Source organism: Bdellovibrio sp. CKG001 (genome assembly GCF_055397465.1).
Genome location: NZ_AP029173.1, coordinates 3,543,704 through 3,565,909, shown reverse-complemented (window position 1 = coordinate 3,565,909; position 22,206 = coordinate 3,543,704). Strand labels below are relative to the sequence as shown.

Genomic DNA, 22,206 nt, shown 5'->3' with positions numbered 1-22,206 from the left:
AGTTCAAAAACCTCGTGAAAAGATTCGGTACAAGGACAGTGCTCAACGGATTAAATCTGCAGATCCGCGAGGGTGAAATCATCTTTATCCTGGGGACATCCGGGACAGGGAAATCCGTACTTCTCAAAAACCTTGTGGGTCTTCTGACCCCTGATGAAGGCGAAATCTGGATCGACAACGAAGAGGTTTCCAAATTTTCAGAAGAGCAATATCTTCCCATTCGTAAAAAATGCGGGATGGTCTTTCAGCATCCGGCCCTTTTTGACTCTTTAAGTGTCTATGAAAATGTGGCCTTTGGACTTCGTCGCCACTATCAGCTTTCGGAAGAAGTCATTCGCGAGAAGGTGACCAAAGCCCTCCGTCTGGTGAACTTGCAGGGTGTTGAAAAAAAGCGTCCAGCGCAAATCTCTTACGGAATGCAAAAGCGAGTCAGCCTAGCCAGAACCGTGGCGCTAGAGCCGCGGATTCTTCTTTTTGATGAACCGACCACGGGTCTTGATCCTGTCACGACCACGGCCGTAAATCAGTTGATCTTAGATCTGTCGCGTGAGCTGAAGACCACCTCATTGGTGGTCAGCCATGACATGAACTGTGCCCTGGCAATTGCGGATCGAATCGTGGTCTTGGATAAGGGTTCGATTGTTGCTTTGGGAACACCTGAGGAACTTAAGAAATCAGAGCATCCCTTGGTAAAAGACTTTTTGGCCGAGGTGCTGGAAGCATGACAACAGTAATATCCCTTTTGGATCAGATGGGTGGAACACTGATGTTCCTTCAGAAGATTCTGCGCACGATTTTCTTTAAGAAACTAAAAACACACGAGATCTTTGAACAGATTTGGAAGGTCACTGTGGATAGCTTTCCAACCACAGCGATGGCGGGATTCTTTGTCGGTGCGATCATGACCGTTCAGTTTGGATTGCAACTTAAGGAATTCGGCGCTTTGGGATATCTGGGGGCTTTGGCCACCAGTGGAACCTTCCGCGAGATCGGTCCCTTGTTGATCGCCTTCATGTTAAGCGGAAAAGTGGGAGCTTTTACGTCGGCAGAGCTGGGAACTATGAAAGTGACCGAGCAGATCGACGCCGTTCGCTGCTTAGGGGCCGATCCTTTGCAGGAAATCATCGTCCCGCGTTTTATCGGGATTATTGTTGCCAGTTTCTTCCTTCTGGCCGCCGGCCTGGCGATGTCCGTTTTTGGCGGCATTATGATGGGCGAGCTCTTCGCCGGTGTGAATTATGAAGAATATCTGCGCCATGTTCCTTTGATTGTCAGCCCAGTATCCATTCTTACCGGGCTGATAAAATGCGGTACTTTCGCCCTGGTTTTGGCGACTGTTTGCACTTATCAGGGCTATTCCACCACTGGTGGCGCGAAAGGGGTGGGTCGCTCTGTTGTTACCACCGCTGTCACAACCATGATCTGTATTGTGGTCATGGATTGGATGACCAGCTTCATTGGTGACATCATTCTGACAATGATACGAGGGTACAGACCATGATTGCATTGATTGCAGAGACAATGACCGGTCTATTGACCCCGCCGTTTCGAAGAAAAGAGTTTTTCCAGCAGCTTTACTTTGTCGGCAACAAAAGCCTTGTGATTGTGGTTTTTTGTGTGTGTTTTGCCGCAGTCGTGACCATTCTGGAGTCTTCTTTCCATATGAAAATGGTCATTCAAAATGACTCGATGGTTCCGGGCTTCGCAGCTTTACTGATTCTGCGTGAACTGGGAGCCATCGTCAGCGCTCTACTCTTGAGCTCCCGTGTGGGGGCGGGATATGCCTCTGAAGTCGGATCAATGCAGATCACCGAACAAATTGATGCCCTGAAAATGTTGGGGATTGATCCAATCAACTATCTGGTGGTCCCACGTTTCCTGGCCTGTGTTCTGGGCGGAATGATGATCACGATTGTGGCCAATATGGCCTGTATTTTCTCTGCCATGGCAGTCAGTCAGCTTTATCTGGGCTACACACCCTCCATGTTTCTGACATCCATGCAAAGATTCGTGGATTTCAAGGATCTGATTTTTGCGATTATAAAAGGGGCTTGCTTCGGCGGAGTGATTCCACTGGTGGCCTGCTATTTCGGATTCCGATGTCAGCAAGGTGCCGAAGGTGTCGGAAGAGCGACGACAAACACGGTGGTCGTGTCTTCTGTTGCTATCATTGTGATTGATTTTATTTTGTCCTATACTTTTAGTTATCTTTATTAGGGGAACGTATGAAGGTTGAAACCAAGGTCGGTTTGTTGGCACTCGTCTCAGTTGTATTGATTGTGGTCTTTGCCTATTTCATGGGATTCATTTCGCCGTTCTCCAACACCAAAGAACTTAATGTCATGTACAACTATGCGGGGGGGATCGAAGAAGGATCTCCGGTGCGGGTCATGGGTATTAAAGTGGGCAAGGTGAAATCCATCACTTTCGATCCGGGATACAAATCCGCGGACGGTGAAGAGGTGAAATTGCGTCTGACCATCACCGTCGATAAAAAAGCCTGGACCAGCGTCCGGAAAGATTCCAAATTCTTCATCAATCTGGCCGGTGTCATTGGGGAAAAGTTTCTGGAAATCTCTCCAGGATCAGTGGATTCGGGTGAATTTTCCTCGGGCGACTATGTTCGCGGTGAAGATCCTCCACGAGTGGATCAGCTGATCTCTCAGGGGTATGGTTTGGCCGGAAAGATCATTGAACTTGTGGAAAAAAATGAAGGCTCAGTGACCAGTATGATCCAGCAACTGAATCAACTGACCACCAACTTCAACAAAACGCTGGTGCTCTTGGATAAAACGACCAAGAACAAAGAAATGGCAAGATTGCTTGATAACGCGATTAAAATCAGCGATGACGTGGCATATTTGACAGGAAAAATGAGATCGAAGAAGGCGGAAGAGACTTATGAACTGGTTCATAAGCTTCTTTTCAGGCTGGAACCTCTGGATGGTCCGACCATCCGTAAGTTCTTGCAGCAAGAAGGTGTAAAAGCCCGAGTTTTCTAAGATCTCCGCATCAAAGGGAGGTCCTATGTTAAAAATATCTATCCGTAAAGTGGCTATGGCTGCCGTCTTCTTCGCGGCAACGCAGGCTCAAGCCGAAGTTTTTCTGGGTGCGGACTCCACCTCAATTAACACAAAAGCCCGTTCAATCGAATCGGAATACGCTCAAGGCATGCGCGACGAGCGCCTTGGAAACACGTTTGCCTCCACTCTTAGTATGCGCGACAAACTAAAAGTTGGTGCCGGCCTGTCAGTCGGGGGCGCTTTGGGAACTCTGGGGTTCAACATGGAGTTTAACATCGAAGACGCCGATGGGGCGTTGGCCGGTTTTGGAACGGGTCACGGTTACAACTCTTTCCAACTGGCTTGGAAACATGCTTTTGAAGGTGACTATTTGGCCCCTTATATGACGGCCGGATATTCCCGCTGGTACAACTCCAACGGAAGTACGTCCGCCGCCAAAGAATCCGGAATTCTGGACCGTGTTTTGACCACGGAAGAGAAAAGAACCGGCCGTTTTGGCACAGATTTTGTGAATGCAGCGTTTGGACTGCAATATAATCAGCTTTCAGGCGACTTCCGCGGGGTTTCGATCTTCGGAGAACTGATGGCCATGTATGAAGTGAAGAGATCTGTGTTGTTGCCAACAGGCGCCATAGGAGCCCTCTATTACTTCTAAGTCGGTTGGTGAAAAGGGCCCAATCGACTGCGTTGTCGGGGCCTCTCCTTCACTTCGACGTGCTTGGAGCACGCCTCCGTTTCGGAGAAACCCCTCCGCCTTGCGCTTGAACCCTTTTGACCAACCTTGATTCTCGGGTTGGTCTTTTTGTTTCTGGCTCTCGCTTCGCGAGTCGCGGGCGCTGCTTGCTTTGCAAGTCGCTTCTTGGGGAGTCTTTAGTTTTCTTTTTTGAATTCAGAAAGACTTTTTATCTACTAGGAAAAAATGTTGTCGACTGGAGAATGGCTCTGGTGGCGGGTTTTAGGGCATAAAAAAACCCCAGAGTTGCCTCTGGGGTTTAGTTTTTAGAACTAAAAACTAGTTCCTAAGAAAAACTACTTTGCAGCTTTCTTAGTAGCTTTTTTAGTAGCTTTCTTAGCTACTTTTTTTGTAGCTTTTTTAGCTACTTTTTTAGTAGTAGTTTTTTTAACTGCTTTTTTTGTAGCTTTTTTAGCTGCTTTCTTTGCCATGTGCTCCTCCTAGGATGCAAACGTTGTTGTTGTTTCTTAACTTACAAAACTGTACTTGCTTTAAGTTTTCCCAATTCGACCACTGACGTCAACAAAAAATTTACCTTGCATATTTTTTGCGAGCATTCGGGTTCTTGGAGGTGCCCTTTGCTCATCGTTTTTTCGATTTCGCTGTTCGGACATGCGCTCGTTAACCGAATACTTTCATCAGTGGCGCGGGAATTTGCATTCTCTCAACACTGGGTTCGATCTTTTTCGATCATGAACTTGGTTGTGATCTGCTTTTTCATCGCGTGTGTTGCCTCAACACCCACCTTGCTCTGGCTTTTCATCGGCATTCTTTGGATAACTTTAAAGTTTTTTCCCAAGATTTTGCGTTTTTTCCTGATTCGACGACTGCAAAGTGCACTGATTCCGCTGCTTGATTGTGTGATTCTGGGTTTGCAAACGGGAAAATCTTTCCGCTCTTCGCTTCATGCGGGCATCGAATCGCAAACCGGTTGGGTGCGTTTGCAGCTGTTGGAAGTTTTTGAATCGCTACAGCAATCCGATGAAGCCATCGGCGTGAAATCCGCTCTGCTCAAAGGTTTCCAGTCCGAGCTTCGGGATATTGATCGCTCGCAAAGCCGCTGTTTGGATCAGGTCAAAGCACTTCGCCGGCACTACAAGATGCTTGAAGATTTTCGACGTAGGTCCGGACAAGTCAGTCAGCAGATCAAGATGCAGGCGATAATTGTCACCGCCCTTTACCTCGCGCTTTTTGTCTTTGTGATTGCGCAATTTGGATTTCAAAAACACAAAACTCTGCTGCTCGGCTCCACATTTGTGTTCGTAGCAGGCTTATTTTCCATTTTTTATATCGGTCGGAGGATGCAATGGAAGGTGTAGCGCCCCCTTTAAAGCTTTTGTTGGACGTAAAACGCGCGGTGGAACGCGGTCAATCCGTGCGTCAGGGTGTTTTGAGTTATCTAAAAAACGAAAAAGACGATTTAACCCCGGTCGTCGCGCAATGGTTGGCGCTTTTGCAACAAGGACAAGACACCAAAGAGTGCCTAATGCAGCTTTCATCGCTGTACCGACGCAGTTTATTGCAGATTTTGGAGCGTGGGCTGCGGGGCGAGGCCATTTATAGCGTGCTTTTGCAGCTCGAAACAGAGTTGGTGGAGGCCTGCCAGGAGGAAATATCAAATAAAGTTGCACGGTTGCCGTTTATTCTGCTGATTCCTTTATTGCTCTTTCAGTTTCCGGCCTTCCTGATGCTCCTTTTTGGTCCGCTTCTTCAAAATTTTTTTCACTCTTTGGGAGGGGGGTGATAGAGTGCCCTTTGTTGGAGGATTCCTATGGCTCAGGCTGACAAAAAGCAAGCTGCTCTTGAAAAACTGGTGGATGAGTTGATGAAAGATCAACCCAGTCGTCAGCTCGTCAAACAGCTCACAACCGAGCTTGGAATGCCTTATTCCTTGGACCCGATGACTCAAATCAATACGGTTCTGCAGTCCATGAACACAGTCTATCTTCGCTCCAACAGAAGAAGAGACTTAGAAAGATAGTTCTCATGTCACAAATTTATGGTTCGATTCTGGAAGCGATCGGTAACACCCCGATGGTACGTCTAAATAACGTTACTAAGGGCTCTAAGCACACCTTCTTTGCGAAAGTGGAATACTTCAATCCCGGCGGCAGCATCAAAGACCGCGTGGCTGTGGCGATGATCGAGGAAGCTGAAAAGCGCGGTCAATTAAAGCCCGGCGGCACCATTGTTGAAGCCACTTCCGGGAACACTGGGGTGGGCCTGGCTTTGGCCGCATCTGTAAAAGGTTATAAGTGCATTTTTGTGATGCCGGAAAAAATGAGCGAAGAAAAAAGAGCTATTTTGCGTGCCTATGGCGCCAAAGTTGTCATCACACCGATGGTGGAGCCGGAAGATCCTCTCAGTCATTATTCTGTATCAAAAAAGATCGCGGAAGAAACTCCAGGGGCCTTCTTGGTGAATCAGTACCACAATCCTGACAACCCTGAGCGTCACTATCGCACCACAGGTCCAGAAATCTGGAAGCAGATGGATGGAAAAGTGGACGTGATTGTCGGGGGAGCGGGGACTGGTGGAACTCTTTCTGGTATCACTCGCTACTTGAAAGAAATGAATCCACAGGTCAAAGCGATCTGTGCCGATCCGATCGGAAGCATCCTTTATGATCTGTACTACCATAAAAAGATCGTTGATCCACCGGGCTCTTATAAAGTGGAAGGTGTCGGTGAGGACATGCTCCCTGACAACGTTCACTTGGATATCTATGACGGCTTTGAACGCGTTTCTGATCCCGAGGCCTTTGCGATGACCCGCCGTTTGGTGGCTGAAGAAGGTCTGTTAGTGGGGCCTTCCAGTGCATTGGCATTGGTGGGTGCGATGAAAGCGGCTGAAAAGCTGGAAAAACCTTCCAACATCGTTGTGATCTTCCCAGATAGCGGTCGCGCTTACCTGAGCAAGGCCTTCAACGACAAATGGATGGTGGAAAATGAATTCCTGACTGCGGCTGAGACGAAAGATGTCTTTAACCGCGTAGTCACTGCACAAGAAGCTTTGGCAGATCTTAAAAAGTAATAAACAGGTGATGATATGAAAAAAGTAACGGAAAATTTGGGTTTCTCAACGCGTGCGATTCATGCTGGACAAGCTCCGGATCCATCCACGGGCGCAATTATGACGCCGGTTTATTTGACCTCGACTTACGTACAAGAATCTCCGGGTGTGCATAAGGGCTGGGAGTATTCCCGCACGCACAATCCTACTCGTCACGCTTATGAAAGCTGCATGGCAAGTCTTGAAGGTGGGAAACACGGTTTTGCGTTTTCTTCCGGATGTGCTGCAACAACCACGGTTTTGCACCTTCTTAAAGGTGGCGATCATGTGGTTGCGATGGATGATATGTACGGCGGCACCTTCCGTTTGTTCGATAAAATCCTAAAGCATGACGGCATTGAGTTTTCTTTCGTGGATTTGACGAAGGTTGAAAACTTTGAAAAAGCCGTAAAGCCAAACACGAAGCTTGTATGGCTGGAAACGCCGACCAATCCGACTTTGAAGCTGGTGGATATCAAAAAAATCGCAGCCATCGCCAAAGCCAAAGGCATTTTGGTTGCCGTGGACAACACGTTCATGAGCCCCTACTTCCAAAGACCTTTGGAGTTGGGTGCGGATATCGTGGTTCATTCTGCGACGAAATACATCGGCGGCCACAGTGACACTGTTGGCGGCATGGTCGTTGTATCCCGCGCGGATCTGGCAGAAAGAATGGCGTTCTTGAGCAACGGTATCGGAGCGACTCAAGGGGCGTTTGATTCCTTCATGTTCCTGAGAAGTTTGAAAACTTTGCCACTTCGTATGAAGGCCCATCAGGAAAATGCCATGGCGATTGCGAAATTTTTGGAATCTCATCCAAAAGTGGACAAAGTCATCTATCCAGGTCTGGAAAGCCATCCTCAGCATGCTTTGGCGAAAGAACAAATGCATGGTTTCGGTGGGATGATTACGTTCTACATCAAGGGCGGCCTGGATTCGGCTCGTAAGTTCCTGGAAAACGTGAATGTCTTTTCATTGGCCGAGAGTTTGGGAGGGGTTGAGTCCCTGATCGAGCATCCGGCGATTATGACGCACGCCTCCGTTCCGCCTGAAAACCGCAAGGCTTTGGGGATCGATGATTCCCTGATCCGCCTTTCTGTGGGCGTAGAGGACCTGAACGACCTGATTGCCGACCTTAAAACTGCTTTTGATAAGGCTTAACTGTTGACAGGCTGGGGGCCAATGGATAAACCTTTGGTCTCTTTGAACGCATAAGTTCCAGTGGCTTGGTAGCTCAGTTGGTAGAGCAGAGGACTGAAAATCCTTGTGTCGGCGGTTCAATTCCGTCTCAAGCCACCATTTTTCTTCAAAAGTTCAAAGCAACTAAACCCGCTTCATCAGCGGGTTTTTTCGTTTCTGGCCACCTTAAGAGCGGATGAACTATTTCTTCGAAATAAACGGATGATCTTTTAAGTAAAATCGCAGCGGCCACCGGGCGGCTTCGCCGGCATAATCCACACCAATGCGCGGACGGGATACGATGGATTTTGATGAAACCTTGAAAGCATCCTCGCTTACATAAAGGGGAGAACTTTTCTTCCACAGCTTCACACCGTCTTCTTTGCGATCTATTCCATAGAACTTACAGAGCTTTCCGGGACCGTTGGTTTTGATGTCCTTCTTCTTCACATCTGGCAACGCGGGCAAAGGTTGAACGGCGCGAATTAAAACCGCTTCGGGATGTTCGTGAGTCCGTGTGACGAAGTTCAGGCAATAGTACATCCCATAGATCATGTAGATATAGGCATGTCCTCCGTCCAGATACATCGAGCGGGTTCGCTCGGTGCGACGGTCCCCGAAAGTGTGGCAGGCCGGATCCTCAACACCCAGATAGGCTTCCGTTTCAATAATGCGCGCACTTTGAATTCCATTGTCGGTGCGAATGTTCAGCACTTTCCCCAGGAGCGATTGGGCCACCGATGTTGTGTCTTCAAAATAGAACTCTTGGGGCAGAATCATGATGTGCGGCAGATGAAGCTGACCTGGCGTCCGGATTTTTCTTTGTCGCGACGGTACGAATGGAATTCGTTGTTTGTGACGGTGTCGATATGCAGATCAAAAAGACGGTCCATGGATACGCCTTCTTGCTCTAGCTGCTGGCGCACGATCAGATTTAAATCCACTAGGGACTTGCCATTTTCCAAAGGCGAAAAATAGCTACTTCGTTCCTGGGGGCTGAGCGGTCCCAGGCTTGTCAGGATCTGATCGCGAACGTCGTTGCCGACTTCAAAGCTGTTTTTTTGAATGTGCGGACCGATGATCACGTCCAATTCGGAAGCTACAGCCCCTTTTTCAACCAGCATTCGCACGGTCTTGGGCACGATTCTGTTGGCAACTCCGCGCCATCCCGCATGGGCCCCGGCGATCAATCCAGTCGTGTGATGATAGAAAAGAACCGGAACACAGTCGGCCGTGATCACACACAAAGCCAGATCTTTGGTCGTGCTAAAGTGAGAATCTGCGATGACCTGATAGTCCTGAGAATTGTCGGGACTTTCCACCACCGCATCGCTGTGGATTTGCTTTAAACGAACGGTGCGAAATTGAGGATAGGCTTTCTGGATGTCGGCGTAGGAAGCCGAGGCATTCCCGAACAAAGCGGTGATGTACGGCGTGCGCAGTTCATAACCCAAAGGAGTTTGCTTTAGATTCATACCAACCCCCATTTCTTTAGCAGGATTTGAATTTCTTCCGGCCAGTCTTTTTGAAAGAACATTCTTTCACCCGTGCGAGGGTGGGTGAAGCCCAATTCGGCTGCATGAAGCAGGAAGCGGGAAAGCTGTCGGACATCTTCCTGGGATCCGCGGGCTTCGATGCTTTTGATTTTTCGGTCAGCACCATAAAGGATGTCTCCGGCAATGGGCAGTCCGCTTTCAGACATATGCACGCGAATTTGATGGGTGCGACCGGTTTCAAGCTTCAGCTGCATATAGCTGAAACCGCCTTTTCTTTGCAGAACATCATAATGGGTGACCGCCCATTTTCCGATGTCAGGAGCGTCTTCCTGACTGGTGATCGGTTTCCGATCTTCTCCCAGTACAGAAGCATATCTTTTGCGATCCACGGGGTGGCGAGCCAGGAAGCTTTTGACGGTCCCACTCAAAGTGCGGGCCGTTCCAAGGCAGACGGCATAATAAATTCTATGTGTGCTGCGCTCTTTGAACTGAGAGGTCAAAGATTCATGGGCCTTGTCGTTTTTAGCAATGACAATCACACCGCTGGTTTCTTTGTCCAGGCGGTGAACAATGCCGGGACGTTCTTCGCCAAACTTCATGGAAAGATCATCGGTGTGAGCAATCAACGCATTCACCAAAGTGTCGTGCGCATGCCCGGCTGCCGGGTGTACCACCAGCCCAGCGGGTTTGTTGATGACGATCAGATCTTCATCTTCAAAAAGGACATCCAGCTTCAGATCATAGGGCTGAAGCTCTGTCGGTTCTGGTTCGGGAAGTTGAATTTCAATCAGATCGTTTTCTTTAACCGCAACAGAAGCTTTGGCAGGTTTGCCATTGAGTAAAACCGCGGAGGACTCCAAAAGATGAGCCGCGCGAGAGCGAGTCCCCACCTCTTCAATAAGGGCCATGGCTTTATCAAGGCGCAGCCCATTCATCTCTGCGGTGGCAGTGACTTGAATGGTCGTCGTCGAAGTCTTATTTTCCAAGATTGTTTTTAAAGCTCTTCATGTAAGAGTCCGCGACTTTTTTATCGTCCAGACCCAGGGCTTTGGCAATTTGTACCACATAACCGCGCACAAATACGATGGCGGGCAGATTACCGGCATCCATATTCTCAATGGCAGTGACGTAGTAGGAATTGATCTTTGTGATCTCACTCATTTTGGCGACAGAGATTTGCTTGTATTCACGAACCTTCTTAAGGAACTCGCCATCCCACTCTGTGCGGGCCGCGACTTCTTTTTCGAAAGCTTCATTTTTCTGATAGGCCGGAGTGCTCTTTTCAGCTTTGGCTTCAGGGAAAACCTGTTTGCTGGCTTCCAGGATGGAGGCATAAGTCAGATCATTCAAAGAGGATCTGCCGCTCAAAAGACGCTGATCATAAATTGTTCGCAGGATCTTGTTGCCCAGAACCTGATAGGCTTCCTCGATCACCACAAGAAGCTCACGCGCCTCTTGTTCAGAGAAAATAGTGTAGATCGCAGGATTGTCGCCAGAATAAGTGGCACGAGCACGCTCATACGCCGTCGTCACCTCGTGTTGAGGAGCGTTGGCCGTTAGCTCTAGAACTTCGTAATAGTTGTATCGAGACGTCGCTTGCATCGTAGCTATTATACTACGGCGCGAAGCTCCTCGGGTGCAATAAGTTGTTTGCAGGTTGCCAAAAATTGTCCGGCAAGCGGAGTGAATGGTTGAGCCACAAGAACGTGTTCTCTTACACGCACTGACTGCCACACTGCATTGTCGTAATCGATGGCGCCTGCGTAGTCGATTCCCAAATCATAGTATTTGTTACAAACGCTTTTCATCGAAAAGCCAAGTTCTTCATTGGCCTGATTGCGGGAAGAGTTCACGATCAAGCGAACTGGCGTGGAGGAAAGCGCCTCAAAGAAATCATAGTGAATACCCGAGGCATCCTTCAGATAAGAGCGGAAGGAGAACGGTTTTGCCAGGGTTCTTTGACGGTGGTTACGCAAAGTGGAAATCATGTTGCCATAGGCATCCGGAGTCGCGTTGGCTTTCAAAGAGTGGCAAACGAAGGACTCGATAAAACGATAGGTTTTTTCAATACTGGTAGGTTCCGGAGTTGTGATCAGGAATTTTTCGTCAGCAGCCTTGAAGAGCTCCAGGTGAGCCTCCAAAGCGCCCGCGCCCATGTCGACAATGACATAATCCGCGCGCAGATTTTTCAGTTCTGGAATCAGATTCTGAATTTGATTGTAGGAAAAGTCTGTCGGAGTCCAGGAATCCCAGAAACCCTGAACATAAGAAAGATGCGGGAACGGAGTCGGGATCACCAGCTCTTGCAGGGTTTTGGCACCTTCAAAGTAATGACGAATATTCATGTGGGAGGGTTGCAGCCCCAACACGGTGTGAACATTGGAACCACTCAGATCCAGATCCACAATCGCTACGGAATGTCCAAGTTTGGACAGCGTGATGCCCAGGCTAGTTGAAACAAAAGTTTTTCCCACTCCGCCTTTACCAGAGGCGACAACCCATAGCTTTGTGTCTTGTTCTTTGTTTGTGCGAGAAGTTTTAAAGTCCAATACAGCCTGATCCATGGATGCATCCTCTTTTTGCTATTTCAGTGGGGTGATAAGAATCCCTTTTTTAGTCTCTTCGGCTTCAGACGCGCGAATATAAAGAGGAATAAAAGATTTCCAGTCCAAAGTTTGACCGCTTTGCGCTCTTTTTTCAGCCATCAAGCCCAGAGTGGAAGCCAGCGGATAGTCTGGAATATCAGAATTTCTGTGCATCAGGCTGCGCAGAGGTTCAGGAAAGTATTCGTTGTAAGCTTCCCAGCCATCACCGACCACCAGCACCTCTTGACGGATATGCTGAGACAGATCACGAACGGGGATCGCCGCCGGACCTTGCAGATAGCGGGGCTCTGGACCAGTCATGTCGAATAAACCCAGATACACCATGTTTTTGTAGGCATTGATAATCGAAAGAACCGGTTTTTCAGATCCGCGGGCCCTTTCCGCAAGCAGCACCAGGGAATCAATCGTCACCATGGGTTTACTGAAACTGTAGGCAAAGGTTTTTCCGGCGTTGGCAGCCACACGAATGCCAGTGAAGCTGCCCGGTCCCTGCCCCACGGCAAAGACGTCGATGTCTTCCAGGCGAAGTCCGGCTTTGTTCAGACAGTGTTCGGTGAAGGGGCTGATAATTTCGCTATGGGTTTTCTGGCGCAGAGTGGTTTCCTCTGCAATCACTTTTCCATCAACAATAACCGCAACACCGCCGACGGCGGTGCTGGTTTCCATAGCTAGTATTTTCATAGGCCCAGTAAACGTGTGAAGTCGTTAAACAGAGCAAATATCATAAGACTCATCAGGATGGCCAGACCCACTTGCTGTGCAATCTCCATTTTTCTAAGACTTAAAGGGGCTCCTTTGACCAGTTCGATCACATAGAACACCAAGTGACCGCCATCCAGCACCGGAACCGGAAGCAAGTTCAGAATGAACAGATTCACAGAGATAATGGCCATCATTTGCAGGAACTGTGTGATGCCGATCTTGAAGGTTTCGCTTGCTGCCTGACCGATAGAGATCACGCCGCCGATATTTTTCGGAGAGATCTTGGCCTGGAACAGACGCACGAAGCTCATCACCGTCATGACAGAGACTTCCCAGGTTTTCTCCGTGCCGCGAATCAAGGCATCAATTGGATTGGACGAGCGCAGGGTCATCAGTTCCGGCATGGCGATATTGGCAATCGGAGAGATCCCGATCGTATAACGCTTTTCTTCGGCACCTGCCGCGGTCATCTGTTTTGTCATCTTCGGAGTGATTTCCAGATCGATGGTTTTTCCATCACGAACCACAGAAAGTGCGACAGGCTTTTGTCCATCAAAGGACTTGATGTTGTTCAGGACATCTTCCCATTTTTGCAAAGTGACCTGATTGATTTTCACCAAGCGGTCGCCCGGGCGAAGACCCGCGGCCTGAGCCGGAGAGCCTTCAAGAACACGCGCCAGATACAGCTCTGAGCTTTCAAGACCCAGGTTCTGCAAAGAGAAGGACTTGAGGGAAGCCGACGGGGCCATGGTGATGGTGATGGTTTTTGCCGTCTTGTCGCCTTCGCGCTGACCCAGGACTTCCAGGGTCAAAGGCTCTTGCGTGTTCAGCTTAGCCAGTGTGGAGTCCAGCTGTCTCCAGTAAGACACCTTCACACCGTTGATGCTGGTGATGCTGTCACCCGTGCGCAGACCCAAAGCATGTAGGGGGGACGTGGCAAAGACGCCCACCGTTGTGCCTGCAGAGTAAGGGGAGATCCCTTCCACGTTGGCGATATAGTCGAAGCTGGAAAGCACATTGGGATTCGGTTCAGGTTTTGCGGTGACGGAAATCACTGCGGATTCGCCGGTAATTTCACGCTTCACATCGACATCCAGATGCAGGTCGTGACTTTCTTTCAGGCTCAGTGCGCGTTGAACGTCTTCCCAGGTGGTGATGGGTTTCTGATTGATGGTAACGATTTGATCCCCAGAGCGGAAGCCCGCCGTATAAGCTGGGGAGTTCACCGCCACATCACCCAGGACCGGAGTTTTTGCGTCTTCGCCAATCAAAGCCACGACGAAGAAGACCAAAATTGCAAAGAAGAAGTTCATCAGAGGGCCGGCCAGAACAATGGCAATCCGCTGCCACACATTTTTATGTGTGAAAGAAACCTTCTTGTCTTCTTCGGAGATGCCTTCACCGTTTTGTTCGCCGAACATCTTTACGTACCCACCCAGTGGAATCAGGGAAAGGGCGTAAGTAGTGTCACCGCGCTTGTAAGTCAGAAGTTTTTTACCAAAACCCAGACTGAAAACTTCAACGCGAACACCGCACCAGCGTGCGACCAGGAAGTGACCTAACTCGTGAACAAAAATAAGGATTCCGAGAAGGATGACAAAGGGAACGATTGCGGAAAGGCCTGATTGTAAGAATGAAAAAATATCCATTCACTCATTGTAAAGGGAGGCCGGGAATAAGGGGTAGAAAATTAAGGGTTTTCCTCCCTGCGGCTCGACGTTTCTCTTAGGACAAAAGATGAGAGAGAATCAGAACTCCGGCCAAAACAACAGGACTTGCGAACAGGACACCGTCGACTCGATCCAAGACACCGCCATGGCCTGGCATGATCTTGCCGGAATCCTTAACGTCGGCCACTCGTTTCAACAGGGATTCGAAGAAGTCTCCGAATTGACCGACGAAACCGGACAGACCGCCTAAAACCAGGAACATGGGAAGTTGGTGTTCCGGGAACAGGAACAACCAACAAATCAGACCCGCGAAGACCGAACCGAAAATGCCGCCAATAGAGCCCTGCCAGGATTTTTTAGGGGAAACAGACGGCATGATTTTGGTTTTGCCAAATAGCACACCAAAAACGTAAGCCATCGTATCGCCAGCAAAGACTACTGCGAGCAGGAAGATAAACCAGGAAAGACCATAGGCCTGATCCAACAAGCGAAAGGCAAATGAAGGCAAAAGCCCCATGTAGAACAAGCCCAAGGCGGATTTGGCTTGGAAAGACGCCATAAGCTCCAGATTGCCTTCTTTGTGTGACGTCAGAAGAACAGCAATGATCATTGCGATAGTGGAAATCGCATAGATGATGGACCCCGTGCTGAGGGATGTGATGGAGGCGGCAAAAACCAAGACGGTCATCGCCATAAAAAGAATTTTCAGTAAGACAGACTTTTCACGATGGAAAAGGATGTTTGTCAGCTCCCAAGTGCCCACCACGACGACAAAGCCAACGGCGATCTTCAGACCGTTGATTCCCATCGAAACATAAAGTCCGGTGATGATGGCCAGGGCGATAAGGGCTGAGACGGCTCTAGTTAGAAAGCTTTTCCACGTTGTCATTTGCTGAGACCTTGCCGAAACGGCGTTGTCTCATTGCGAAGGCCTGCAAGGCTTCGTCAAGGTGAGACTCGGTGAAGTTAGGCCACAGAGTTTCGGTAAAATAAAACTCTGAGTAGGCAGCTTGCCACAATAGGAAGTTCGAAAGTCGTTGTTCGCCACTGGTGCGAATAATGAGATCCGGATCCGGAGTGGGGAAAGTGCTCAGGGATGAATTGATCATGGATTCGTCGATGTCTGCGGGAGAAAGCTCTCCGGCAGCGACTTTTTCCGCCAAATCGCGAACAGCCTGAGTGATTTCCTGGCGAGAGCCATAGCTCAAGGCAAAGACCAGATTTAAACCTGTGCATTGAGCTGTGGCTTCGATGGATTTTTCGATGGCATTGGCAACATCCAGAGGAATGCGGGACAGATCCCCGATCACCGAGAAGCGGATGTTTTCTTTGACCAGATTTTCAGTTTCACGTTTCAGATAGCGGCGCAGGATCAGCATCAGCAGGCTGACTTCTTCCTGTGGACGGAACCAGTTTTCGGTGCTGAAAGCGTAAAGGGTCAGATTTTTGATCCCACGGCGCGAGCACGCCGTGATGATCTTCTTGGCAACGCGAGTGCCCTTGATGTGGCCGAACGTGCGCGGACGACGCTTGAGCTGAGCCCAGCGCCCGTTTCCGTCCATAATAATAGCAACATGTTTTGGCAAACTCACGTCGGGTCCTGAGGATTAGATCGTCAAGATCGCTTTTTCTTTTTCTTCAGCAACCTGATCGACTTTTTTGATGAAATCGTCAGTCACTTTTTGGATGTCTGCTTCGGCTTTTTTGCCTTCGTCTTCGCTGACAGCCTTATCTTTTTGAAGTTTTTTAACTTCATCGTTGGCATCACGACGAGCCATACGAACAGCCACGCGTGCTTCTTCAGCGATCTTTTTAACTTGTTTCGCCAGGTCTTTACGGCGCTCTTCAGTCAAATCAGGAACTTTCAAGCGGATCACTTTACCGTCGTTCATTGGGGCCATGCCCAACTCAGACTTGATGATAGCTTGTTCGATATCTTTAAGAATCGCCACTTCCCAAGGTGCAATCAGGAAGGATTTTGCATCTGGAGTGGAAATAGATGCCACCTGAGATAGTGGGGATGGAGTTCCGTAGTAATTTACACGGATACCGTCCAACATGGAAACCTGAGCACGGCCTGTGCGAACTTTTTTTAGTTCTTCAGACAAAGCATTCAGAGTCTTTTCCATTTTTGCTTGTGCGTTCTTTTTAACATCAGCGATTGCCATAGTTGTCTCCTTAATCCGTTTTCACGTCTTGTGGGCGCGATTAATGTACCAGTGTACCGATGGTTTCGCCCTGAACCGCCTTCAGAATATTTCCAGGCTGAGTCAGGTCAAAGGTGATAATAGGAAGTTTGTTGTCCATGCACATGCTGATTGCCGTGGAGTCCATCACCTGAAGTCCGCGGTTCAACACGTCGATGTAGCTGATCTTGTCGAATTTCTTCGCGTCAGCGTGTTTGGCAGGGTCTTTGTCATAGATGCCGTCCACTTTGGTCGCCTTCATGATCACTTGAGCGTTGATCTCCATAGCGCGAAGGGAAGCCGCCGTATCAGTAGTGAAGAATGGATTTCCGGTGCCGGCACCGAAGATCACCAGACGACCTTTTTCAAGGTGGCGGATGGCTTTACGACGAATATAAGGTTCCGCGATTTCAGCCATTTCGATGGCAGTTTGAACGCGGGTAGGAACGCCTTGTTTTTCCAAAGCGTCCTGAAGAGCCAGGGCATTGATACATGTCGCAAGCATACCCATATAGTCAGCACTTGCGCGATCCATGCCTTCAGCAGAAGCGGCAACACCGCGATAGATGTTACCGCCACCGATTACCAGACCGATTTGAACGCCTGCTCTGTAAGCCTCTGCCACGTCCTGCGCAATCTGTGTGATTGTCGCAGTATTGATACCAGTCCCTTGCTTTCCAGCCAGGGCTTCACCACTTAATTTTAGCAAAATACGCTTATAAACAGGCTCTTTCAAACTAGTGTCCTTTCATCTGAGCAGCAACTTCAGCTGCGAAGTCGTTGACCTTTTTCTCGATACCAGCGCCCAATTCGAAACGTACGAAACGCTTCACGGACACATCAGCACCAACTTCTTTGCCAACTTCTTTAGCCAAGTCAGAAACTTTCAAGTCTGGGTTTTTAACGAATGGTTGGTCAACCAAGCAGTTTTCAGCCAAGAACTTGCGGATTTGACCTTCAACGATCTTTTCGATCATTTCTGGTTTTTTGCCGGACTCAAGATTTTTTGCAGTCAGGATCTCTTTTTCTTTAGCTACAACATCAGCTGGGATTTCAGCAGAAGAAATAGCCATTGGGTTCATCGCAGCGATGTGCAAAGCAACGTCTTGAGCGAAAGTTTTCAACGCAGGATTGTTTGTCGCTTCTGGTTTGGAAGCGGCAACTTCGATCATAACGCCGATTTTGCCTTCACCGTGGATGTAAGTGTGAACCACTGTGTTTGCAGAAGCTACGTACTTCTCGAAACGACGGATAACGATGTTTTCACCGATAGTCGCGATAGCTTCTTTCAACATTTCGCCAACTTTTTTAGTTGGGTTTTTGTGGAAAGCCTGCTCCAGGATGTCGCCAGCAGCGTTAACTGCGTTCAACATGTGGTGAGCAACATCAAGAACCAAACCTTTGAAACCTTCGTTACGAGCAACGAAGTCAGTTTCAGAGTTGATTTCAAGAATAACTGCTGTGTTACCAACTGTTTGCGCGAAGACAGTACCTTCAGCAGCAACACGGTCAGCTTTTTTAGCAGCAGAAGAAAGACCTTTTACGCGCAACCATTCAACAGCGGCATCGAAATCGCCCGCAGTTGCCTCAAGCGCCTTTTTGCAATCCATCATACCTGCGCTGGTTTTTTCTCTAAGTTCTTTAACAAGAGTAGCGGAAATAGACATTAGGAAGACTCCTTAGTTTTTTTGTCTCCCGTTGGCCGGGAACAACAAGATAAATTAAGTTTTAATACGTAAAGGACAAAAGAAAGGGTGGCTGGGCCACCCTTCTTTGCGATGTCTGTAGATTACTCTGCAGACTCGTCAGTTGACTGACCTTGTTCAAGCTCAGCTTGGATCTCAACTTCTTCTGCTGTACCAGCAGCAACAAGTTTACGAGCCTTAGTGGCTTTAACAACCGCTGGACCAGCAGCTTTTTTAGGAGCTTCTTTAGCACCAGCTTTTGCAGCGCCACGGCGCTTAGGAGCTTCTTCTTTACCTTCTGCTTTTGCTTCTTTAGCTACGTCAGACTGTTTGTCAGTCATAGTGCGAAGTTTACCTTCCCACTCTTTAGCGCCTTCAAGGTAAGCATCAGCGATCAAGTTAGCGAACAACTTGATAGAGCGGATCGCATCGTCGTTTCCTGGGATTGCGTGCTCGATAGACTCTGGATCAGAGTTTGTATCAGCGATACCAACTACAGGGATACCAAGACGTTTTGCTTCAGCAACTGCGATGTGTTCTTTTGGAAGATCCACTACGAACATTGCAGAAGGCATTTCTTTCATGTCGCGGATACCAGCCAAGAACTCAGTCAGGCGAAGGTATTCTTTTTCAAGCTTCGCGCGCTCTTTCTTAGTAAGGTAGTTGAATTCACCTTTTTCTTTCATGGTGTCGATCTTGCGAAGACGATCGATAGAAGACTTGATCGTTTCGAAGTTCGTCATCATGCCACCCAACCAACGTTTAGTAACGTGGTACTGACCGCATTTTGCTGCAGCTTCTTGGATTGGTTCGATCGCTTGTTTTTTAGTTCCAACGAAGATCAAACGACCACCGTTAGCAGCGATTTCTTTTACGAACTCAGCAGCTTTGTTAGCGCGTACAACAGTCTTTTGCAGGTCGATAATATGGATACCGCCGCGAGCTGTGTAAACGTAAGGTTTCATTTTTGGGTTCCAACGCTGTGTTTGATGTCCGAAGTGGACGCCAGCGTCTAGCATTTCTTTCATGGTCACTTGTGCCATGGTAGTACTTCCTTTCTGGTTAAAACGTCCCCGCAGGTAGAGCCAGCTTCTTTTGTTCGCCGGAAGACCCCCTTTTTCAGTACTTGGGGGACCAGTTAATGCCTGTGGGTGCTTATTGTTGGACTCTCGGGATATCACAGGGCGCCATTGACCGCAAGCAGTCTTTCAAGAACCTTTTTGAGACATCTTCATTACAACTCCCTGGACTCATTAAATATTGTTTAGATACAACGAGTCATGGCCGATAAGTTACCTAATCAATCCCTAATGAAGAACGTGTGTGGTGGGAAATGAAACAGTCAGAAGGTGAGCGCAATCACCCTGAAGTGCAAAAGATCTTTGATCAGCAGTCTCGGGAAATCCATATTCGAGTGGACCGAGGTTTTAAAATACTTCTTTTAATTCAATGGCTTGTGGCAATCGTGGTGGGTATTTTGGTGACTCCCTCGACGTGGGTCGGGTCCTTTAGTGGGGCCGTCGAAAACGCTCTGGTGGGGCTGATTTTCGGGGGGCTGTTCAGTTTGCCGGCTATTTATTGTGTCCATGTCTTTCCCGGGGAAAGGTTCACCCGTTATTTGGTGGCCGCCTCACAGATGTGTTTCTCGATCCTCTTTATTTATCTGGCCGGGGGGAGGATCGAGTCCCACTTCCACGTGTTTGTTTCCCTGGCGGCTTTGGCCTTTTATAAAGATGTCGGGGTCCTGGGCTGGGCCTCCTTTATCGTGATTGCTGATCACATTCTGCGCGGCCACGTTTTGCCGATGTCTTTGTATGGACAGGAAGAGCATGCTCAGTGGCGCTGGATTGAGCACAGCTTGTGGATCCTGCTTGAAGATATCATCCTTATAATCGGTATTGAACGTCTTCGATTCGAGTTGCAGGAAATGGCCTATTCAAAGTTTCAGCTGATGAAGGCCCGCGAAGAGGCGCTGCAACTGTCCTCCATCAAATCCAGCTTTCTTAGTAACATGAGCCATGAAATTCGCACACCCTTGAACAGCATCATTGGTTTTGCCGACATTCTCAGGGATACGCCGCTGGACGAAGAACAGCAGGGGTATGTTGGCACCATTCATCGCTGCTCGGATTCGCTTTTGCATTTGCTCAACGATGTTCTGGATATTTCGAAAATTGAAAACGGGCTTTTGCAGATTGATCGCCATCGTTTTGATATCAAGGAACTCCACAAAGATATCCACAGAATATTTGCGGTGAAATGTCAGGAAAAAGGCCTGCAACTGCGGGTAGATCTGGGCGAGGATATTCCTCACTTCGCTCTGGGGGATTCGCATCGTCTGCGTCAGGTTTTGATGAATCTGGTGGGAAATGCCGTGAAGTTCACCGACAAGGGCTTTATTCACGTCAGCTTGCACCGCGATCCGCTTGTGGAGTCGCGCTATCATTGGGCAATTCGCGACACGGGCCGGGGAATTAAAAAGGAAAACTTAAACAAGCTCTTCCGAAGCTTTGTGCAGGAGGATGCCACGGTGTCGCGGACCCACGGGGGCACGGGACTGGGGCTGATGATTTGTAAAAATCTGGTCGAGCTGATGGGTGGGAACATCGTGGTGGACAGCAAGGTCGGCGAAGGCACGGTCTTTTCCTTCACACTTCCTTTGGATGAGGCATAAAAAAGCCCGAAGTTGTCTTCGGGCTTTTTCTTGGTGCGAAATCACCTTAGAGAACGGCTTCGGTCATCGGCTCTTCGATGGCAGCCGGAGAGTCCTCTGTAGCTTCTACTTTGAAGCCCAGGGAAGCCACGATCATTTCAGCCTGCAACAAAGAGCCGATCAGATTTTTCTGGTCATTGACTGTGGAAGAGGCGATCCACAGGTTTTCCAGTTCCGGCATTGTCATGTTTGCGCTCAGCTTGATGTCGCCATTGCCAGCGATGATCGGAGCGACAAAGATTCTTTCCAGCTTCAGGTTGTCCAGAGCCTCGGGATAAGCGCGTTTGATCTGGCGTTTGATCTTCTTAAGGGCCATGCCGACAACTTCACTGTCTTCGGTAACTTCTTGTTCGATGAAAGTCATCCATTGAGAAGCCTGAAGAGTTTCCCCTTCAATTTCCACCGGAGCGTGGAATTTGCCCACGCAAGGACCGATTTCATCCTGAGTTGTGCCGTTGAGAACGTGCATCGCTGTTGAGTCCGTCACCGGTTTGGCATGACAGATATCCAAACACAGTGCTGTCCAGTAAGTGTTCTTTGCCAGTTTTGTGCGGGCGCGGATCGAGATCGCATCCTCAGGCAGAAGCAGGGCCAAATCCTTCACTGTGCCAGCAAAGATGAAGTTCTGTGCGTGCAAAGTTTTAGAGCCGTTGATAGTCACATGTGTAACACGCTCGCCTTCCTGGTGGAACTTGGTCACATAAGAGCGAGGCAGGAAGTCGCCTTTGAACTTTTCAAACAGCATCTGCGTCCACTGGAATGGTTCTACCGCCAAATTCAGTCTTTTGGCGCCAGTGAAATAACTGAACTCTTCATAGAAAGCTGGTGGCGTGTCGCCGAAGCCCAGGAAGGTTTTGAAGTTTCCACCTTCATAAGTGATCGGGGATTCTTCAGAGGCGTCCTGAACGACTTCAACGTTAATCAGATTTGATAAAAAGCGCATCGCTTTTTCAGCGGAAACGGAATCAGGAACAAAACGAAGTCCGTTATTCATCGGACCGGTCGGGAAGTTCACCTTCCTGTTGACCCCAAAAGGAACGTCCGCGGCTTCAATAAGCGCGATGTTTTTGGTTTCACGGCTAAGTGCCGCTGCGATGCTAAGTCCTGTAAGTCCACTGCCAATAATTGCGTAATCGTAGATATGAGCCATGACTTAACCTTC

At 48.7% G+C, this 22,206-nt stretch carries 26 protein-coding genes and 1 tRNA gene; 12 read left to right on the top strand and 15 right to left on the bottom strand.

The genetic code is table 11. From position 1 onward, the window contains the following. Positions 1–38 precede the first annotated feature (38 nt). Genes ACZ50P_RS16830 through ACZ50P_RS16810 form a run of 5 tightly spaced genes read left to right on the top strand, consistent with a single transcriptional unit; the run spans position 39 to position 3,678 of the window. On the top strand, positions 39–725 hold the full coding sequence (locus ACZ50P_RS16830; RefSeq protein ID WP_464132502.1) for an ABC transporter ATP-binding protein: 687 nt from the start codon (positions 39–41) through the stop codon (positions 723–725). Further along, a complete protein-coding gene (locus ACZ50P_RS16825; RefSeq protein ID WP_464132501.1) occupies positions 722–1,501 on the top strand; it encodes an MlaE family ABC transporter permease in 780 nt (259 codons plus the stop codon). Before ACZ50P_RS16830 ends, ACZ50P_RS16825 begins: the two co-directional genes overlap by 4 nt. Beyond that, a complete protein-coding gene (locus ACZ50P_RS16820; RefSeq protein ID WP_464118979.1) occupies positions 1,498–2,217 on the top strand; it encodes an MlaE family ABC transporter permease in 720 nt (239 codons plus the stop codon). Before ACZ50P_RS16825 ends, ACZ50P_RS16820 begins: the two co-directional genes overlap by 4 nt. 8 nt (positions 2,218–2,225) lie before the next feature. After that, a complete protein-coding gene (locus ACZ50P_RS16815) occupies positions 2,226–3,002 on the top strand; it encodes an MlaD family protein (RefSeq protein ID WP_464118977.1) in 777 nt (258 codons plus the stop codon). Between the two features lie 25 nt (positions 3,003–3,027). Next, positions 3,028–3,678 (top strand): hypothetical protein, encoded by a 651-nt coding sequence (locus ACZ50P_RS16810; RefSeq protein WP_464118975.1) that lies wholly within the window; start codon positions 3,028–3,030, stop codon positions 3,676–3,678. A 374-nt stretch (positions 3,679–4,052) separates the two neighbouring features. On the opposite strand, the gene ACZ50P_RS16805 is transcribed toward ACZ50P_RS16810, so the two are convergent. After that, a complete protein-coding gene (locus ACZ50P_RS16805) occupies positions 4,053–4,187 on the bottom strand; it encodes a hypothetical protein (protein WP_347355828.1) in 135 nt (44 codons plus the stop codon). Positions 4,188–4,334: 147 nt separating this feature from the next. Between ACZ50P_RS16805 and ACZ50P_RS16800 the strand changes: the two genes are divergently transcribed. From ACZ50P_RS16800 to ACZ50P_RS16775, 6 genes are all read left to right on the top strand, one after another. Further along, positions 4,335–5,075, top strand: coding sequence for a hypothetical protein (locus tag ACZ50P_RS16800; protein WP_464132498.1), 741 nt, complete (start codon positions 4,335–4,337; stop codon positions 5,073–5,075). Next, the gene (locus ACZ50P_RS16795) at positions 5,063–5,500 is read left to right on the top strand and encodes a hypothetical protein (RefSeq protein ID WP_464118969.1); all 438 of its coding nucleotides are present in this window, start codon (positions 5,063–5,065) and stop codon (positions 5,498–5,500) included. Before ACZ50P_RS16800 ends, ACZ50P_RS16795 begins: the two co-directional genes overlap by 13 nt. Positions 5,501–5,527: 27 nt before the next feature. After that, positions 5,528–5,737, top strand: coding sequence for a hypothetical protein (locus ACZ50P_RS16790; protein ID WP_262555249.1), 210 nt, complete (start codon positions 5,528–5,530; stop codon positions 5,735–5,737). Between the two features lie 5 nt (positions 5,738–5,742). Then, positions 5,743–6,789 (top strand): PLP-dependent cysteine synthase family protein, encoded by a 1,047-nt coding sequence (locus tag ACZ50P_RS16785; RefSeq protein ID WP_464118967.1) that lies wholly within the window; start codon positions 5,743–5,745, stop codon positions 6,787–6,789. A 15-nt stretch (positions 6,790–6,804) separates the two neighbouring features. Continuing rightward, positions 6,805–7,968 (top strand): cystathionine gamma-synthase, encoded by a 1,164-nt coding sequence (locus tag ACZ50P_RS16780; RefSeq protein ID WP_464118965.1) that lies wholly within the window; start codon positions 6,805–6,807, stop codon positions 7,966–7,968. 62 nt (positions 7,969–8,030) lie between these two features. Next, positions 8,031–8,106 (top strand) — tRNA-Phe (locus tag ACZ50P_RS16775). 81 nt (positions 8,107–8,187) lie between these two features. Here ACZ50P_RS16775 and ACZ50P_RS16770 read toward each other — a convergent pair. The 13 genes from ACZ50P_RS16770 to rpsB all read right to left on the bottom strand — a co-directional run bounded on the left by ACZ50P_RS16770 (position 8,188) and on the right by rpsB (position 19,374). Next, positions 8,188–8,766 carry a DNA-3-methyladenine glycosylase gene (locus tag ACZ50P_RS16770; RefSeq protein ID WP_464118963.1) on the bottom strand — a complete coding sequence of 193 codons (579 nt, stop codon included), beginning with the start codon at positions 8,764–8,766 and terminating at the stop codon, positions 8,188–8,190. After that, positions 8,763–9,461: a peptidoglycan editing factor PgeF gene (gene pgeF / locus ACZ50P_RS16765; protein WP_464132496.1), complete on the bottom strand. Its 699-nt coding sequence runs from the start codon at positions 9,459–9,461 to the stop codon at positions 8,763–8,765. Before pgeF ends, ACZ50P_RS16770 begins: the two co-directional genes overlap by 4 nt. Further along, positions 9,458–10,468, bottom strand: coding sequence for an RluA family pseudouridine synthase (locus ACZ50P_RS16760; RefSeq protein ID WP_464132494.1), 1,011 nt, complete (start codon positions 10,466–10,468; stop codon positions 9,458–9,460). Before ACZ50P_RS16760 ends, pgeF begins: the two co-directional genes overlap by 4 nt. Further along, positions 10,458–11,084 carry a helix-turn-helix domain-containing protein gene (locus tag ACZ50P_RS16755; RefSeq protein ID WP_464118957.1) on the bottom strand — a complete coding sequence of 209 codons (627 nt, stop codon included), beginning with the start codon at positions 11,082–11,084 and terminating at the stop codon, positions 10,458–10,460. The genes ACZ50P_RS16760 and ACZ50P_RS16755 overlap by 11 nt, the downstream gene beginning before the upstream one ends. Before the next feature lie 8 nt (positions 11,085–11,092). Continuing rightward, entirely contained in the window at positions 11,093–12,046 is a 954-nt protein-coding gene (locus tag ACZ50P_RS16750) for a P-loop NTPase (protein ID WP_464118955.1), read from the bottom strand. Positions 12,047–12,064: 18 nt separating this feature from the next. Then, positions 12,065–12,769: a tRNA (adenosine(37)-N6)-threonylcarbamoyltransferase complex dimerization subunit type 1 TsaB gene (tsaB, locus tag ACZ50P_RS16745; protein WP_464118953.1), complete on the bottom strand. Its 705-nt coding sequence runs from the start codon at positions 12,767–12,769 to the stop codon at positions 12,065–12,067. Further along, positions 12,766–14,439 (bottom strand): RIP metalloprotease RseP, encoded by a 1,674-nt coding sequence (gene rseP / locus ACZ50P_RS16740; RefSeq protein ID WP_464132492.1) that lies wholly within the window; start codon positions 14,437–14,439, stop codon positions 12,766–12,768. The genes tsaB and rseP overlap by 4 nt, the downstream gene beginning before the upstream one ends. A 76-nt stretch (positions 14,440–14,515) precedes the next feature. Beyond that, entirely contained in the window at positions 14,516–15,349 is an 834-nt protein-coding gene (locus tag ACZ50P_RS16735) for a phosphatidate cytidylyltransferase (protein WP_464132490.1), read from the bottom strand. Continuing rightward, complete coding sequence (locus ACZ50P_RS16730) at positions 15,321–16,052, bottom strand: isoprenyl transferase (RefSeq protein ID WP_464118947.1); 732 nt, start codon at positions 16,050–16,052, stop codon at positions 15,321–15,323. The genes ACZ50P_RS16735 and ACZ50P_RS16730 overlap by 29 nt, the downstream gene beginning before the upstream one ends. Positions 16,053–16,067: 15 nt before the next feature. Beyond that, on the bottom strand, positions 16,068–16,628 hold the full coding sequence (gene frr, locus ACZ50P_RS16725; protein WP_464118945.1) for a ribosome recycling factor: 561 nt from the start codon (positions 16,626–16,628) through the stop codon (positions 16,068–16,070). Between the two features lie 40 nt (positions 16,629–16,668). Continuing rightward, a complete protein-coding gene (gene pyrH, locus ACZ50P_RS16720; protein ID WP_464132488.1) occupies positions 16,669–17,382 on the bottom strand; it encodes a UMP kinase in 714 nt (237 codons plus the stop codon). 1 nt (position 17,383) lies between these two features. Next, entirely contained in the window at positions 17,384–18,313 is a 930-nt protein-coding gene (tsf, locus tag ACZ50P_RS16715) for a translation elongation factor Ts (protein ID WP_464132486.1), read from the bottom strand. Positions 18,314–18,435: 122 nt separating this feature from the next. After that, complete coding sequence (gene rpsB / locus ACZ50P_RS16710) at positions 18,436–19,374, bottom strand: 30S ribosomal protein S2 (protein WP_464118939.1); 939 nt, start codon at positions 19,372–19,374, stop codon at positions 18,436–18,438. Between the two features lie 290 nt (positions 19,375–19,664). Here rpsB and ACZ50P_RS16705 point away from each other — a divergent pair, with 290 nt between their 5' ends. Beyond that, positions 19,665–21,005: a sensor histidine kinase gene (locus ACZ50P_RS16705; protein WP_464132484.1), complete on the top strand. Its 1,341-nt coding sequence runs from the start codon at positions 19,665–19,667 to the stop codon at positions 21,003–21,005. A gap of 46 nt (positions 21,006–21,051) precedes the next feature. Here the strand turns inward: ACZ50P_RS16705 and ACZ50P_RS16700 are convergent, their stop codons facing one another. Continuing rightward, positions 21,052–22,194 (bottom strand): NAD(P)-binding protein, encoded by a 1,143-nt coding sequence (locus tag ACZ50P_RS16700; protein WP_464132482.1) that lies wholly within the window; start codon positions 22,192–22,194, stop codon positions 21,052–21,054. Positions 22,195–22,206: the final 12 nt, after the last annotated feature.